The following is a 14,402-nucleotide window of genomic DNA, read 5'->3' as shown; positions in this document are numbered from 1 at the left end:
ACCTTGTTTATTCGTGAAAAATATAAAAACCCTACCATGGGCACGGCAAATGCTATGCCAAGGCTATTGCGCAACCCGACGCACGTCAAACGAATAGCGATAAAAAGGAGAGTCCGATGGAAGTGAACCGGCGGCAGTTTTTCAAACTCAGCGCGGCGCAAGTAGGCGCCTCCAGCCTGGTGGCCATGGGCTTCAGCCCGGCCCAAGCGCTGGCCGAGGTGCGCCAGTACAAGCTGCTGGGCGCCCGCGAAACGCGTAACACCTGTACCTACTGTTCGGTGGGCTGCGGCCTGATTCTGTACAGCCTGGGTGACGGTGCCAAAAACGCCAAATCGGAAATCATGCACATCGAAGGCGACCCGGACCACCCGGTAAGCCGTGGCTCGCTCTGCCCCAAAGGCGCCGGCCTGCTGGACTTCATCCACAGCCCCAAACGCCTGAAATACCCGGAAGTACGCGAAGCCGGCAGCAATGAATGGAAGCGCATCAGCTGGCACGACGCCATCCACCGCATTGCCAAGCACATGAAGGCCGACCGTGACGCCAACGTGCTGGACAAAAACGCCGACGGCGTGCCGGTAAACCGCTGGCTAACAACCGCCATGCTCACCGCGTCGGCCGGCTCCAACGAAACCGGCATCATCACGCAGAAATTCCTGCGCAGCCTGGGCATCATCGCCACCGACGCCCAGGCCCGCGTGTGCCACGGCCCGACCGTATCGGCACTGGCATCTACCTTTGGCCGCGGCGCCATGACCAATAGCTGGGTGGATATCAAAAACGCCGACTTTATCCTGGTAATGGGCGGTAACGCCGCCGAGGCGCACCCGGTAGGCTTCAAGTGGGCCATTGAAGCCAAGAAAACCCGCGGCACCAAGCTGATCGTGGTGGACCCGCGCTACAACCGCACCGCCGCAGTATCCGACCTGTACATGCCGATTCGCGCCGGCGCCGACATCCCTTTCCTGGGCGGCGTGATCAACTGGCTGATCAGCCACGACAAGATCCACTGGGACTACGTCAAAGCCTATACCAACGCCAGCTTTATCGTGGGCGAAGGCTTTGGCTTTGAAGACGGCCTGTTCAGCGGCTACGACGAAGCCAAAGGCAAATACGACCGCAGCAGCTGGGCCTACGAGCTGGACGCCGACGGCAATGCCAAGACCGACCCCACGCTGCAGCACCCGCGCTGCGTGTGGAACCTGATGAAAGCCCACTTTGCACGCTATACGCCCGAGGTGGTCACCAACCTGTGCGGCACGCCGGTAGAAGGCTTTCTGGAAGTGTGCAAACAGCTGGGCGAGACGGCCCGCCCGGACAAAGTCGGCACCATCCTGTACGCCCTGGGCTGGACCCAGCACACCGTGGGCGCGCAAAACATCCGCACCATGGCCATGATCCAGCTGCTGCTGGGCAATATGGGCATGCCCGGCGGCGGCGTGAACGCGCTGCGCGGCCACTCCAATATCCAGGGCCTGTCCGACCTGGGCCTGCTGTCCACCGCCCTGCCCGGCTACCTGACGCTGCCCAACGAAAAAGACCACCCCGACTACGCCAGCTACATCAGCAAAACCACGCCCAAGGTGCTGCAGCCCAACCAGTTCAACTACTGGAGCAACACGCCCAAGTTCTTTGTCAGCCTGATGAAATGGTTCTGGGGTGACAAAGCCACCGCAGACAACAACTGGGGCTTCGACTGGCTGCCCAAATGGGACAAGCTGTACGACGTGCTGCACATCGTGGAGCTGATGCACCAGGGCAAGATGAACGGCTTTATCGTGCAGGGCTTCAACCCGCTGGCGTCCTTCCCCGACGCCACCAAGGTCACACAGGCGTTCAGCAAGCTGAAATACATGGTGATCATCGACCCGATCGCCACCGAAACCTCTACCTTCTGGCAAAACCACGGCGAGGCGCACGATGTGAACCCGGCCGACATCCAGACCGAGGTATTCCGCCTGCCATCTACCTGTTTTGCCGAGGAAGACGGCGCCATTGTCAGCTCGGCCCGCTGGCTGCAGTGGCACTGGAAAGGCGCCGACGCGCCGGGTGAAGCCAAGGGCGACAACGAGATTATCGGCGAGCTGTTCAACACCCTGCGCCAGATGTACCTGCAAGAAGGCGGCAAGGTAGCCGAGCCTATCCTGAACGTGGCGTGGAACTACCGCGACCCGAACGCCCCGAGCCCGGAAGAGCTGGCGCGCGAAATGAACGGCAAGGCGCTGGCCGACCTGCCAGACCCGAAAGAACCGGGCAAATTCCTGGCCAAAAAAGGCGAACAGCTGCCCGGCTTTGCGGCCCTGCAGGACGATGGCAGCACCAGCTGCGCGTGCTGGATTTTCTCCGGCAGCTGGACGCAAGCCGGTAACCAGATGGCACGCCGCGACAACACCGACACCGGCCTGGGCAATACGCCGGGCTGGTCTTGGTCGTGGCCGGCCAACCGCCGCATCCTGTACAACCGCGCCAGCTGCAACCCGGCCGGCGCACCATGGGACCCGAAACGCAAGCTGATCGGCTGGAACGGCGAAAAATGGGCCGGGGCGGACATACCCGACTTCAAGGCCGACGCTGGTCCGGACAGCGGCATGAACCCGTTCATCATGAACCCGGAAGGCGTGGCGCGGCTGTTCTGTACCGACAAGCTGGCCGACGGCCCCTTCCCCGAACACTACGAGCCGATGGAAAGCCCGATCGGCACCAACCCGCTGCACCCCAAAGTGGTCAGCAGCCCGGCGGTGCGCATCTTCAAGACCGACCGCGAGCGCCTGGGTACGCACAAGGACTACCCGTACGTGGGCACCACCTACCGCCTGACAGAGCACTTCCAGTTCTGGACCAAATCGGTGCTGCTGAACGCCATTGCCCAGCCGGAACAGTTTGTCGAGATCGGTGTGGCGCTGGCACAGGAAAAAGGCATTGTGCAGGGCGACACGGTGAAGGTGAGCTCCAAGCGCGGCTTCATCAAGGCCAAGGCGGTGGTGACCAAACGGCTGATGGCGCTGCAGGTCAACGGCCAGACCGTACACCAGATCGGCATACCGCTGCACTGGGGCTGGGAAGGCGTGGCGCAAAAAGGCTACCTCACCAACAGCCTGCCCCCCGCCGTGGGCGACTGCAATACGCAGACCCCCGAGTACAAATCCTTCCTGGTAAACCTGGAAAAAGCCTGAGGAGCCCCGGACCATGGCACTGCAATCACTTGATATTACCCGCCGCTCCGCCAGCCCCACGGCCAGCCCGCAGGCGCGCAAGACCATCGAAATCGCCAAGCTGATCGACGTTTCCACCTGTATCGGCTGCAAAGCCTGCCAGGTGGCCTGCTCGGAGTGGAACGACATCCGCGAGGAGGTTGGCCACAACATCGGCGTGTACGACAACCCGACCGACCTGAGCGCCGATGCCTGGACGGTGATGCGCTTTGCCGAAGAAGAAAGCAACGGCAAGCTGGAGTGGCTGATCCGCAAGGATGGCTGCATGCACTGCGCCGACCCCGGCTGCCTGAAAGCCTGCCCGTCGCCGGGCGCCATCATCCAGTACAGCAACGGCATTGTGGATTTCCACCAGGAAAACTGCATCGGCTGTGGTTACTGCATTTCCGGCTGCCCGTTCAACGTGCCGCGCATCAGCCAGAAGGACAACAAAGCCTACAAATGCACGATGTGCTCGGACCGCGTGTCGGTAGGCCAAGAGCCCGCCTGCGTGAAAACCTGCCCGACCGGTGCCATCCAGTTTGGTAGCAAGGAAGACATGAAAGACGTGGCCGCCACCCGCGTGGCGGACCTGAAAACCCGTGGCTACGCCAACGCCGGCCTGTACGACCCGCAAGGCGTGGGCGGCACCCACGTGATGTACGTGCTGCACCACGCCGACAAGCCAGAGCAGTATTCCGGCCTGCCGAAAGACCCGGCCATCAGCACCACCGTGCAGCTGTGGAAAGGCTGGCTCAAACCGCTGGCCACCATCGGCATTGCCGCGGCCGGCCTGTTCGGCTTCTTCCACTACATCACCGTGGGCCCGAACCGCCCGGACGACGAAGACGAACACGCTGCGGCCAACCCTGCCGCCAAACAGGAGGACAAGGCATGAAAGAGCAACTGATCCAGCGCTACAGCGCCGCCGAACGCATCAATCACTGGATTGTGGCGGTGTGTTTCATCCTGCTGGCGATTTCCGGGCTGGCGTTTTTCTACCCGGCTTTCTTCTGGCTGACCGGTGTATTCGGCACCCCGCAGCTGGCGCGCATCGTGCACCCCTTTGTGGGCGTGATCATGTTCGTGGCCTTTGCGCGGCAGTTCTTCCGCTACTGGCACCATAACCTGATCAACAGCGAAGACATCCGCTGGATGAAATCGGTCAGAACCGTGCTGTCCGGCCACGAGGTAGGCGACACCGGCAAGTACAACGGTGGGCAGAAAGGCATGTTCTGGCTGATGTGCGCGTGCATGGCCGTGCTGCTGGTGTCCGGCTTTATTGCCTGGCGGCCCTACTTTGCCGGCTACTTTCCCATCCCGGTGATCAGGCTGGCGCTGCTGGCGCACGCCTGGGCCGCCACCGGGCTGATTGCCGGCATCATCGTGCACGTATACGCCGCGTTCTGGGTAAAAGGCACCATCCGCGCCATGGTGGAAGGCGTGGTAACCCACGCCTGGGCCAAAAAGCACCACCCGCGCTGGTACCGCGAGATGACAGGCAAACAGAAATGAGCTGCACCCTGCCACTGCCCGCCGATGACACCCTGCCTGCCAGCCAGTGCCTGCCGGTGCTGCGCCTGCAGGCGGGCAGCGCAGTGGCGGCCACCGACCAGCTGATTGCCGAGGTGCCGGTGGCCATGGTCTACAACGGCATCTCGCACGCCGTGCTGCTGGCCAGCCCTGCTGACCTGCACGATTTCGCGCTGGGCTTTGCCCTGAGCGAAGGCATTGTCACCCACGCCGGCGAGCTGTACGACTGCGAGGCCTGGCAAAGCGAGGCCGGCATCGAGCTGCGGCTGGATATTGCCAGCGCACGCTTCAGCCAGCTCAAGGCGCGGCGGCGCAATATGGCCGGGCGCACCGGCTGCGGCTTGTGCGGCGTGGATAGCCTGGACGCCGTGGCACAAACCATCGCGCCGCTGCCGCTGCGGCCAATCCTGCACGCCGACAGCATTGCCCGCGCGGTGGCCGCCCTGCCCGCACAGCAGCCTCTGCACGCCGCCACAGGCGCCGCGCACGGGGCCGCCTACTGCCACGCTGACGGCAGCATCGTACTGGTACGCGAAGACGTCGGCCGCCACAACGCGCTGGACAAGCTGATCGGCGCGCTGCGCCGCCAGGGCGTCGACACCCGCGAGGGCTTTGTGCTGGTCTCCAGCCGCGCCAGCTACGAAATGGTGCAGAAAACCGCGCAGGCCAGCATACCAGCCCTGATCGCCGTCTCTGCCCCCACCGCCTATGCGGCCCAGCTGGCTGGGCAATGTGGCCTGCTACTGGCAGGCTTTGCCCGCCCCGGCCGCCTGGTGGCCTACACCCATACCGAGCGGCTTATCACCGCCACCGCAACGGAAACACACCATGTTTATTGATGATCTGGCCATTCAGGACACCGCCATCCCGCAGCCGCTACGCCCGCCGGGCCAACACGTCTTTGCCCGCCGCGCCGAGCGCCTGCGCAGCCTGGCACAAGGCCATGCCATGGCCGACTTCCTGCTCTGCTGTGCCGATATCGCCCAAGCCCAGCAAGCCTGCCATGACAGCCTGGCCGAACAAGCCGTCAACAGCACAGCCAGCCTGCGCGACATGCTGGCACAGCTACGCCAGACACTGGGGCAGGTGCTGGGCGACGCCCCGCACAGCGCCGTGCATTGCCTGCTGGCCATGGACGACGACGCCCTGCAGGCCCTGGCGCTGGCCTTGCGCGCCGGTACGGTTGCGGCCAACCCGGCGCTGCAGGCCGGCTTACCGCTGCTGGGCGCCGCCTTGCAGGTGCAAGCCGTTATCAGCGCGCGCCAGCGCGACCTGAGCCGCCTGCAGCACAGCGAAAGCCCACACTGCCCGGTATGCCACGCACCGCCGGTGGCATCGCTGCTGCGCCGTGGCGACAGCGGCCACGCCGTGCGCTACGCCTGCTGCAGCCAGTGCGCCAGCGAATGGCACGTTACCCGGGTGAAGTGTCTGGGCTGTGGCAACACGCGCGAGCTGCAATACCGCAGCCTGGCGCACCGCGATGCCGAACCCGCAGCGCCCAACCACAAGCAGCCGCACCAGCACCGCGCCGTACACGAGGCAGAGTGCTGCGACAGCTGCCACGGCGAACTGAAAATGGTGTCCACCCTGCTGGATGCGCAGGCCGAACCGTTTGCCGACGACCTGGCCAGCCTGATGCTGGACATGCTGGCTGGCGAAGCGGGCTATGGCCGCATAGGCGTGAACCCGTACTTTATTGCTGGCGGCACATAAATCTGGTCAGCCATCAGATAAGCATCACCATAAATGGCCGCACACTGTGCGGCCATTTTGATTAGCGGTCTGACTGCGGGCACGCCAAGGCCTCATGACACAGCGGCTCTGGTGTCAGTGGTGCTAGCGGGCCAGCGGTAGTAGATGTCCCATTCCTCCTCGTGCGTTGGCACAAAACCATGGCGCTGGTAGAAACGGTTGGCCGCACTGCCGCGCAGCGCACCCAACTTGATGGGCATCCCCTGCGCCGCCGCCTCTGCCTGCAATTGCCGCAGCACCGCACTGCCTACACCCTGCCCTTGTTGTGACGGCAACAGGTAGAAGTGGTCGAGATAATAGTGATCGTCTTGCCGGTGACACGCCAGAAAGCCAATGCGCTGACCGGCGCGCACAATCCAGCGGGTAATGGCTGGCTGGTAGCTGGCGGCCAGGCGCGCACGCGCGCGCTCGGGGTCGAAGCGGCCAATGGCTTGCAAGCTAGGCTGCATGGCGGCCAGGCGCAGCACCAGCAAGGCTTCAAAGTCTTCATCGGTACACGGTTGCAGTTGGTAGCCCGCCTGCGCCGCCGCGTCAGCCAGCGGTTTGCACATGAACACGCTTAAGGGGTGATCGGGGTAGTCGCCAAACGGGCCGCAGCGCTCAAAGCCCAGCGAGGCATAGAACGCCAGCGCCTCCGGCTGCAAGGGGCCGGTTTCCAGCTGCAGTAGCCGGCAGCCGGCCGCCCTGGCGGCGCCTTCCAGCGCCAGTAGCAGCTCCCGTGCCACGCCCTGCCCGCGCGTGGCCGGCTGGACGTACATGCGCTTTACCTCGCCACCATCCGGCCCCAGCACGACCGCGGCGCAGCCAATGGCCTGCCCGCTTTCATCACGCGCCACGGCAAAACGCACCTGCGGCTGGCTCAGGGCGCTGATGTCCAGGGTATAGCAAGCTTCCGGCGGGTACAGGCTGGATTGGTAGGCATCGAGTGCAGCAATCAGCGCAATGACATCCGGCTGATCGGGGTGTTCGAAAGCAATGGGCATGGCAAGCATCCGGCTGGCGACTTAGGTTGGCCGCAAATAAAACGGCAGGGCTTTCACCCTGCCATGCCTTTGCCATGGTGACAAGATCTAGCTGGCTGCTTCCAACTGGCGCACGCGCTCGAACAGGCACACGGTAGCGGCCATGGCCACGTTCAGCGATTCGGCATGACCGGGCATGGGGATGCGCACGCGCAGGTCGGCAGCGGCCAGTACGTCGGCGCTGACACCGGCGCCCTCGTTGCCAAACACAAAGGCCACATCCCCGGCCAGGTTCTGACCATACAGCGACACGCTGCCTTCCAGATGCGTGACCAGCTTGCGCCCCGGCCAGGCGGCCAGCACGGCGGGCAGGTCGGCTGCTTCGTGGATGTGCAGGGCAAAGTGTGCGCCCATGCCGGCGCGTAGCACCTTGGGCGAGTACACGTCCACGCAGCCTTTGGACAAATACACATCGCGCACGTTGGCCGCAGCGGCGCAGCGCAGGATGGTGCCCAGGTTGCCGGGGTCCTGCACGTCGTCCAGCATCACGCACGGTGCGCCGGCGGCGGTAGGCTGCGGCGCCGGGCGGCGGCAGACGGTCAGTACTTCGGCCGGGGTGGCCAGCGCGGTGACTTTGGCCAGTACCGGCGTAGCCACCAGCACGGCCAGGCGGCGCTCCAGCCTGGCCAGCAAGGGCAGCAGCTCGCCGTGGTGCTGCGCGCTTTCGTTAACGTAGACGGCATCAATGGTCAGGCCGGCATCGATGGCGGATTGCAGCAGGTGCAAGCCTTCCAGCACGAGCTGGCCGTGTTTGCGGCGCTCGCGCGCATTGCCAAGCAAGCGGCCCAGATGCTTGAGTTCATCGTTGGCCGCCGAGGTGAGGGTTTTCTGGAATGTCATGCTTTACAGGGCTATCTGCGACACCCGCGCTACGGTTTCCTTGAAGCGCTGGTAGGTGTCGTCGTCTATGGGTTTATTGCTGCGGAAGTTATCGACAAAGAACACCCCCGCCAGCGTATGGCCGGTAAACACCGACATGCAGGCAAAGGCGCTATCGCCCAGGTGGCTAAAGAAGGGGTCTTCGTACTTGCGTGCCAGCTGCGCACGGGTGGCCGCAGGCGCGTGGAAGCTTTGCGGCTTGCTGGCCAGCAGGTTAAAGAAGCTGCCCGGCTCCAGTGATACCGCCAGCTTGCGGATCGGGTCGTGGTCGTCCAGCCCTACCTGGTAACGCAGGCGCAGGGTGTGGGTAGGCTGGTCGTAACGCAGGAAGAAAATGCGCTCCAGCTTGAGGTCGTTGGCAAAGTGGCGGATAGACTCGCGCAGCGCCACATCCAGCTGCTCGGCGCTGCTGAGTGTAGACACCGGGTTTTGCTTGACCAGACTGGGGAACGGGCCTTCCCGGTACAGATACGCCCGTGCGCTATAGGTGTAGCCAATGGCGCGCGGGTTGCGGGCGATCTGCAGAATGGACTGCTGTACGACTTTGTGGGCGTCTTCCGGGCTGCAGCCTATCAGCTTGGCGGCGGCTTCTATGCCTACATTCCACTGCGGCCGCCACCAGCCCTGATCCACCCCGTTTGCGGTGGCAATGGCCAGCTTGAGCAGCTGCTTGCGGCGGTTGCCCGGGCCGGTACCCAGGTTGACCAGCAAGCCGCTGGGCAATGGCATTTTCTGGATGAAATGCTCCAGCAGCTTGGGGTATTCGGTCTTGAAAACGTCGGATACCTCCTGCAACAGCGGGCCATGCGGCACGCGGTTGCGGTAAATCAGGTACAGGCAGGCTGGCAGGTTGTACACCAGTGCAGCCAGAAAGCAGTCTTCTACCTTGTAGTCGTCCAGCATGGCCAGCCAGCCCTTGATGGTAAAGGCGGCAATGCGGCTACGCCCCAACCAGTCGCCCAGTGCGTCCAGGACGTCTTCGTCCAGTTTGCCACGGCTGACTTCCAGCACCGGGATATTGCGGTAGCGGGTATTCACCGCCTCCAGCCCCAGCATCATCAGCATCTGCTCTACCGTCGGGGTGGCTTCGCTACGCTGCAAGGCCCTGGATGCGCCCACGACCCGCAGCAGGTCCAGCAGCAGGAAGGGGTCGGACATGGTGAGGTTGGACAGATCGGAAAACGCAATCTGGTCCGGGTGCTGCCCCATCATCTGCCGCACCTTGACTGCAGTGCCAGGCAGGATAGGCCAGCGGTTTTCCGCCAGGGAAGACAACCAGTTAGCTAGTTCCATGCGGGTGTCGCCAGATCAAGAGTTCTTTTTGCAAAATCCCCCCCAGCGGCAGGCGCTGGGCAGGCTCTTCAGTATTGATAGTGAATGTATTACTGACCAGCCAGCTATTTGTGTGGCATTTGTTTAAAAAATACTGCCACACCTTGTCCATCGGCGCCGGGGAAAGAAAAGCGTGAATCACGTTGTACTGCCCCCAGTCTTGCTGCCAGAAATTACCGTAGTACAGCCGGGCGTTGGCCGGGCTACCCGCCAGGCGATGGCGGCAACGGCTCCACAACCAGGGCAGCATGGCGTTTTCTACCCCGGCCACCTCAACATCCGGCCGCAGGCGGGCCAACGCCAGGACGACCCTGCCGTCGCCGCTACCCAGGTCCAGCACACGTGCGCCAGGCGGCAGCCAGGCGGCCAGCGCCTCGGTACTCTCGCGGGATGACAGATACAGCGGCACGCGCTCGGTGATGGCATTGCGTGACACGGCGTAAGTCAGCACAAAGGCCAGCAGGTAAACCCAAGGGGGTAGCGCCAGCCACAATGCGACCAACACCAGCGGGCCGAGCACACCATGCAGCCAGCGTGCCATGCCACGCTGGCGCAGCAGGCTGGCCAGCAGCAGCGCCGCGGCAGCTTGCAGCCCACTCCACAACACCGGCTGTGCCAGCGGCGCCACAAAGTAGAACACCAGCAGCGCTGCCGATAGCTGAATCAGCAGCGCCCGCAGCAGGGCTGCCAGCATCAGTGCCCGCCAGCCGGCGCAGCCGGTGCAACGGCGGCCGCGGCCTCTTTCGGGCTGCTGACCGTGGCGTTGCTCAGGTCGGCGTCGCTAGAGATCAGCCCGTCGCCACGGATACGTGCTTCTGCATCCTTGTTCAGGATCACGATGGCGATACGACGGTTTTCCGGGCTAAACACGTTTTGCTTGTTCAGCGGATCGGCCGGGCCCAGGCCCACAACGCGCAGCACTTTTTCGTCCAGCATGCCGCCGGCAATCATCTCGCGCCGCGCGGCATTGGCCCGGTCGGCGGAAAGCTCCCAGTTGGTGTAACCGGCATCACTGCCGGAAAAGCGGTTGGCGTCGGTATGGCCGGAAATACTGATGCGGCTGTCGATGTCGTTGAGCTCGCGGCCGATGGACTGCAGGATTTCACGGGTATGGCCCAGTGGGGAAAAACCACCGGACTGGAACATGGGGCGGTTCTGCTCGTCGATGATCATGATGCGCAGGCCATCCGGCGTCATTTCCATCTTGACCTGGTTCTTGAACTGTTTCAGCGCCTCGCTCTTGGCCATGCTGTCTTCCAGCTTGTCCTGCAGGCGTTTTTGCAGCTTGTTCAGTTTTTGGGCTTCTTCTTCGGCCTTGGCCGGGTCCGGATTACCCTTCTTTACCAGGCCGGCAGATTTGGTCAGGTCGGTACCGCCACCCTTGATCACCGAGGTAGAGGCACCCGCCCCTTCACCACCTTGCAAGGCAGTTTTCAGGGGCGATTTGAAATAGTCGGAGATACCGCTGAGGGTGCCTTGCGAGGTGGAGCCCAGCAGCCACATCAGCAGAAAGAACGCCATCATGGCGGTAACAAAGTCGGCGTAGGCAATTTTCCACGCCCCGCCATGGTGGCCGTGGCCACCTTTTTTGATCTTTTTGACGACTATGGGGCGTTGTGATTCGTCAGCCATGCTTGCAGCCCTTGTTATCGCGGGTAAACGGCGGGCGCGGCGCTGGCCGGCATGCCCGTCGGTATGGTTAAACAGTGCCGCCACTTACGGCGTGCGGCCAACCCTTATCTTACTACATGACTTGCAGCTGCTGTGTTGCCTTGCTGCTGCCACACGGCATGCGCGTCGCGGCAACACGGCAAAAAACCCGCCGCGGCGGGTTTTTTGCTAAGCGTTGGCGGCTCAGGCCAAGCCTTTTTCTTTCAACTGGCGCTCGAACTCGGCCATGCAACGCGCGGCCGTGTCGATCATCTGGTCTACCTCGGCCTTGCTAATCACCAGCGGCGGTGCAGACACGATATGGTCGCCGCAGGCACGCATGATCAGGTTGTTGGCAAAGAAGATGTCACGGCACATCAGGCCGATCTCGCCCCAGTTGTCGAACAGCTCGCGGGTGGCTTTGTTTTTCACCAGGGTAAACGCCTGGATCAGGCCCACACCGCGGATGTCGTCAACGTGCTCGAACTGGCTGAAGGTTTCGCGCCAGCGTTTTTGCATGTAGGGGCCGATGTCTTCTTTTACGCGTTGGACAATGCCTTCGTCACGCAGGGCTTTCACGTTGGCGTGCGCCACGGCGGCGGCCACCGGGTGGCCGCTATAGGTAAAGCCGTGGTTGAAGTCGCCACCGGCGGCCAGGGTGCTGGCCACTTCGTCGTTGACGAATACCGCGCCGATAGGCAGGTAGCCGGACGACAGGCCCTTGGCGGTGGTGAAGATGTCCGGCTGGAAGCCGAAATGCGTCTGGCCAAACCATTCGCCGGTACGGCCAAAGCCGCAGATGACTTCGTCGGCCACCAGCAGAATGTCGTACTGGCGGCAGATGCGCTGTACTTCCGGCCAGTAGGTGGACGGCGGCACGATCACGCCGCCGGCACCCTGGATAGGCTCGCCCACGAAGGCGGCAATCTTGTCGGCACCGACTTCCAGGATTTTTTCCTCGATCCAGCGTGCAGCGGCTACACCAAACTCTTCCTGCGTCATGTCTTTGCCGTGCTTGTAGTACCAAGGCTGTTCTACGTGCACGATGCCGGGAATCGGCAGGTCGCCCTGCTCGTGCATATAGCTCATGCCGCCCAGGCTGGCGCCACCGATGGTGGAGCCGTGGTAGCCGTTCCAGCGGCCGATCAGGGTTTTCTTCTCTGGCTTGCCTTTTACGTCCCAGTAGCGGCGCACCATACGGATCATGGTATCGACCGATTCGGAGCCGGAGTTGGTATAGAACACGTGGTCGAAGCCCTGCGGCGCCACTTCAGCCAGCAGGTGCGACAGCTCTACCACCGCCGGGTGGGAGGTCTTGAAGAAGGTGTTGTAGTAGGCCAGCTCGTCCATCTGGCGCTTGGCCACGTCGGACAGGTCTTTGCGGCCGTAACCGATATTGACGCACCACAGGCCGGCCATGCCGTCCATGATCTGGTTGCCCTCGCTATCCCACAGGTAAATGCCGTCCGCACGGGTAATCATGCGCACGCCCTGCTCGTTCAGCGAAGCGGTATCGGTAAAGGGGTGCAGGTGGTGAGCGGCATCCATCTCGCGCCAGGCTGCGGTGTTACGTTGCTGCGTCATTTCTACTCTCCGGTAAACACCGCCTGCGGGCCAGGGTTGGCCGCAGGCGGCAGCGTATTGTCGTTGTCGTTATGTTGTTACACGTGCAGCAGCAGGAATTTGCGTTCCCACGGGCTGATCACGCGGAAGTACTCGGAGAATTCCTTCTCTTTCATACCCACATACATCTTCACAAAGCGCGGGCCCAGGATCTCGGCGATATCGGTGCAGTTCTTCAGACGCACCAGCGCTTCTTCAGTACCGTGCGGGAACTGGAACGGCAGCTCGTAGGCGTCGCTGGACAGCGGGTCGCGCGGCTTGATCTTGTTCACCATGCCCAGGTAGCCGCAGGCCAGGGTCGCGGCCATGGCGATGTACGGGTTCACGTCCACGCCCGGTACGCGGTTTTCCACGCGGCGTGCAGCGGGCGAGGAATGCGGTACGCGCAGACCCACGGTGCGGTTGTCGTAGCCCCATTCCACGTTGGTTGGCGCGGCGGTGTAGCGCGACAGGCGGCGGTAGCTGTTTACGTACGGGGCAAAGAACGGCATGCATTCCGGCAGGTAGTGCTGCAGGCCGCCGATGAAGTGCAGGAAGTCGTCGGAAGTGCTGCCATCCGGGTTGCTGAAAATGTTCTTGCCGGTTTCGATGCTGGCCACGCTCTGGTGGATGTGCATCGCGCTGCCCGGCTCGCCTTCCATGGGCTTGGCCATGAAGGTGGCGTACATGTTATGGCGGAAGGCGGCTTCGCGCACTGTCCGCTTGAACAGGAATACCTGGTCGCACAGGTCCAGCGCATTGCCGTGCAGGAAGTTGATCTCCATCTGCGCGGTGCCGATTTCGTGAATCAGCGTGTCCACTTCCAGGTTCTGGGCGTGGCAGTAGTCATAAATGTCTTCGAACAGCGGGTCGAACTCGTTTACCGCATCGATGGCGTAGGAGCGGCGGCCGAATTCGGCGCGGCCGGTACGGCCGATAGGCGGTGCCAGCGGGATGTCCGGGTCCGGGTTGGGCGACAGCAGGTAGAACTCCATCTCCGGGGCCACCACCGGTGCCCAGCCCTTGTCTTCGTACATCTTCAGTACGCGGCGCAGTACGTTACGCGGTGCCACTTCTACCGGCTGGCCATCGGCGCGGAAGGCGTCGTAGATCAGCTGGGCAGTAGGGTCGGTAGCCCACGGTACGTAGCGCAGGGTGTTCGGGTCGGGCAGCAGGACCATGTCCGGGTCGGTCAGATCCAGCATGCTGTCGTCGGGGTAATCGCCGGTAACGGTCTGGATCAGTACCGCTTCGGGCAGGCGCATTTCCGACTCGGAAACGAACTTGTCTTTCGGAACAATCTTGCCGCGTGCCACGCCGGTCATATCCGGCACAATGCACTCCATCTCGGTAATACGGTGCTCGCGCAGCCATTCAAACATTTGGTGACTCATGATGCATTTCCTCTATTTTCCGGTCTGTGCCGGAAGGGTTTGCCGAG

The 14,402-nt window shown here is 62.8% G+C and carries 12 protein-coding genes; 5 read left to right on the top strand and 7 right to left on the bottom strand.

Going from position 1 to position 14,402, the window contains the following annotated elements; all coding sequences use genetic code 11:
* Window positions 1-116: 116 nt before the first annotated feature.
* From fdnG to fdhE, 5 genes are read left to right on the top strand one after another with little or no spacing between them, the layout of a single operon-like run.
* On the top strand, window positions 117-3,173 hold the full coding sequence (gene fdnG, locus ACZ9XP_RS12810) for a formate dehydrogenase-N subunit alpha (protein ID WP_147687849.1): 3,057 nt from the start codon (window positions 117-119) through the stop codon (window positions 3,171-3,173).
* Between the two features lie 13 nt (window positions 3,174-3,186).
* Window positions 3,187-4,089 (top strand): formate dehydrogenase subunit beta, encoded by a 903-nt coding sequence (gene fdxH, locus ACZ9XP_RS12805; RefSeq protein WP_147687847.1) that lies wholly within the window; start codon window positions 3,187-3,189, stop codon window positions 4,087-4,089.
* On the top strand, window positions 4,086-4,706 hold the full coding sequence (locus tag ACZ9XP_RS12800; protein ID WP_147687845.1) for a formate dehydrogenase subunit gamma: 621 nt from the start codon (window positions 4,086-4,088) through the stop codon (window positions 4,704-4,706). The genes fdxH and ACZ9XP_RS12800 overlap by 4 nt, the downstream gene beginning before the upstream one ends.
* Window positions 4,703-5,563 carry a formate dehydrogenase accessory sulfurtransferase FdhD gene (fdhD, locus tag ACZ9XP_RS12795; RefSeq protein ID WP_147687843.1) on the top strand — a complete coding sequence of 287 codons (861 nt, stop codon included), beginning with the start codon at window positions 4,703-4,705 and terminating at the stop codon, window positions 5,561-5,563. The genes ACZ9XP_RS12800 and fdhD overlap by 4 nt, the downstream gene beginning before the upstream one ends.
* Window positions 5,553-6,437, top strand: a complete 885-nt coding sequence (gene fdhE, locus ACZ9XP_RS12790) for a formate dehydrogenase accessory protein FdhE domain-containing protein (RefSeq protein ID WP_147687841.1) — start codon at window positions 5,553-5,555, stop codon at window positions 6,435-6,437. Before fdhD ends, fdhE begins: the two co-directional genes overlap by 11 nt.
* Window positions 6,438-6,529: 92 nt before the next feature.
* Here the strand turns inward: fdhE and ACZ9XP_RS12785 are convergent, their stop codons facing one another.
* From ACZ9XP_RS12785 to ACZ9XP_RS12755, 7 genes are all read right to left on the bottom strand, one after another.
* The gene (locus tag ACZ9XP_RS12785) at window positions 6,530-7,459 is read right to left on the bottom strand and encodes a GNAT family N-acetyltransferase (RefSeq protein WP_206211367.1); all 930 of its coding nucleotides are present in this window, start codon (window positions 7,457-7,459) and stop codon (window positions 6,530-6,532) included.
* Between the two features lie 87 nt (window positions 7,460-7,546).
* Window positions 7,547-8,338: a TrmH family RNA methyltransferase gene (locus tag ACZ9XP_RS12780; RefSeq protein ID WP_147687839.1), complete on the bottom strand. Its 792-nt coding sequence runs from the start codon at window positions 8,336-8,338 to the stop codon at window positions 7,547-7,549.
* 3 nt (window positions 8,339-8,341) lie between these two features.
* Window positions 8,342-9,670: a histidine kinase gene (locus ACZ9XP_RS12775; RefSeq protein WP_147687837.1), complete on the bottom strand. Its 1,329-nt coding sequence runs from the start codon at window positions 9,668-9,670 to the stop codon at window positions 8,342-8,344.
* Window positions 9,657-10,403 (bottom strand): class I SAM-dependent methyltransferase, encoded by a 747-nt coding sequence (locus ACZ9XP_RS12770; protein ID WP_147687834.1) that lies wholly within the window; start codon window positions 10,401-10,403, stop codon window positions 9,657-9,659. Before ACZ9XP_RS12770 ends, ACZ9XP_RS12775 begins: the two co-directional genes overlap by 14 nt.
* The gene (gene motB / locus ACZ9XP_RS12765; RefSeq protein ID WP_147687832.1) at window positions 10,403-11,341 is read right to left on the bottom strand and encodes a flagellar motor protein MotB; all 939 of its coding nucleotides are present in this window, start codon (window positions 11,339-11,341) and stop codon (window positions 10,403-10,405) included. The genes ACZ9XP_RS12770 and motB overlap by 1 nt, the downstream gene beginning before the upstream one ends.
* A gap of 222 nt (window positions 11,342-11,563) precedes the next feature.
* Window positions 11,564-12,943 (bottom strand): aspartate aminotransferase family protein, encoded by a 1,380-nt coding sequence (locus ACZ9XP_RS12760; RefSeq protein WP_465188554.1) that lies wholly within the window; start codon window positions 12,941-12,943, stop codon window positions 11,564-11,566.
* Window positions 12,944-13,020: 77 nt separating this feature from the next.
* The gene (locus tag ACZ9XP_RS12755) at window positions 13,021-14,355 is read right to left on the bottom strand and encodes a glutamine synthetase family protein (RefSeq protein ID WP_026107855.1); all 1,335 of its coding nucleotides are present in this window, start codon (window positions 14,353-14,355) and stop codon (window positions 13,021-13,023) included.
* Window positions 14,356-14,402: the final 47 nt, after the last annotated feature.

This window comes from Vogesella perlucida (assembly GCF_979366545.1).
This window is presented reverse-complemented; position numbering and strand designations above follow the sequence as displayed.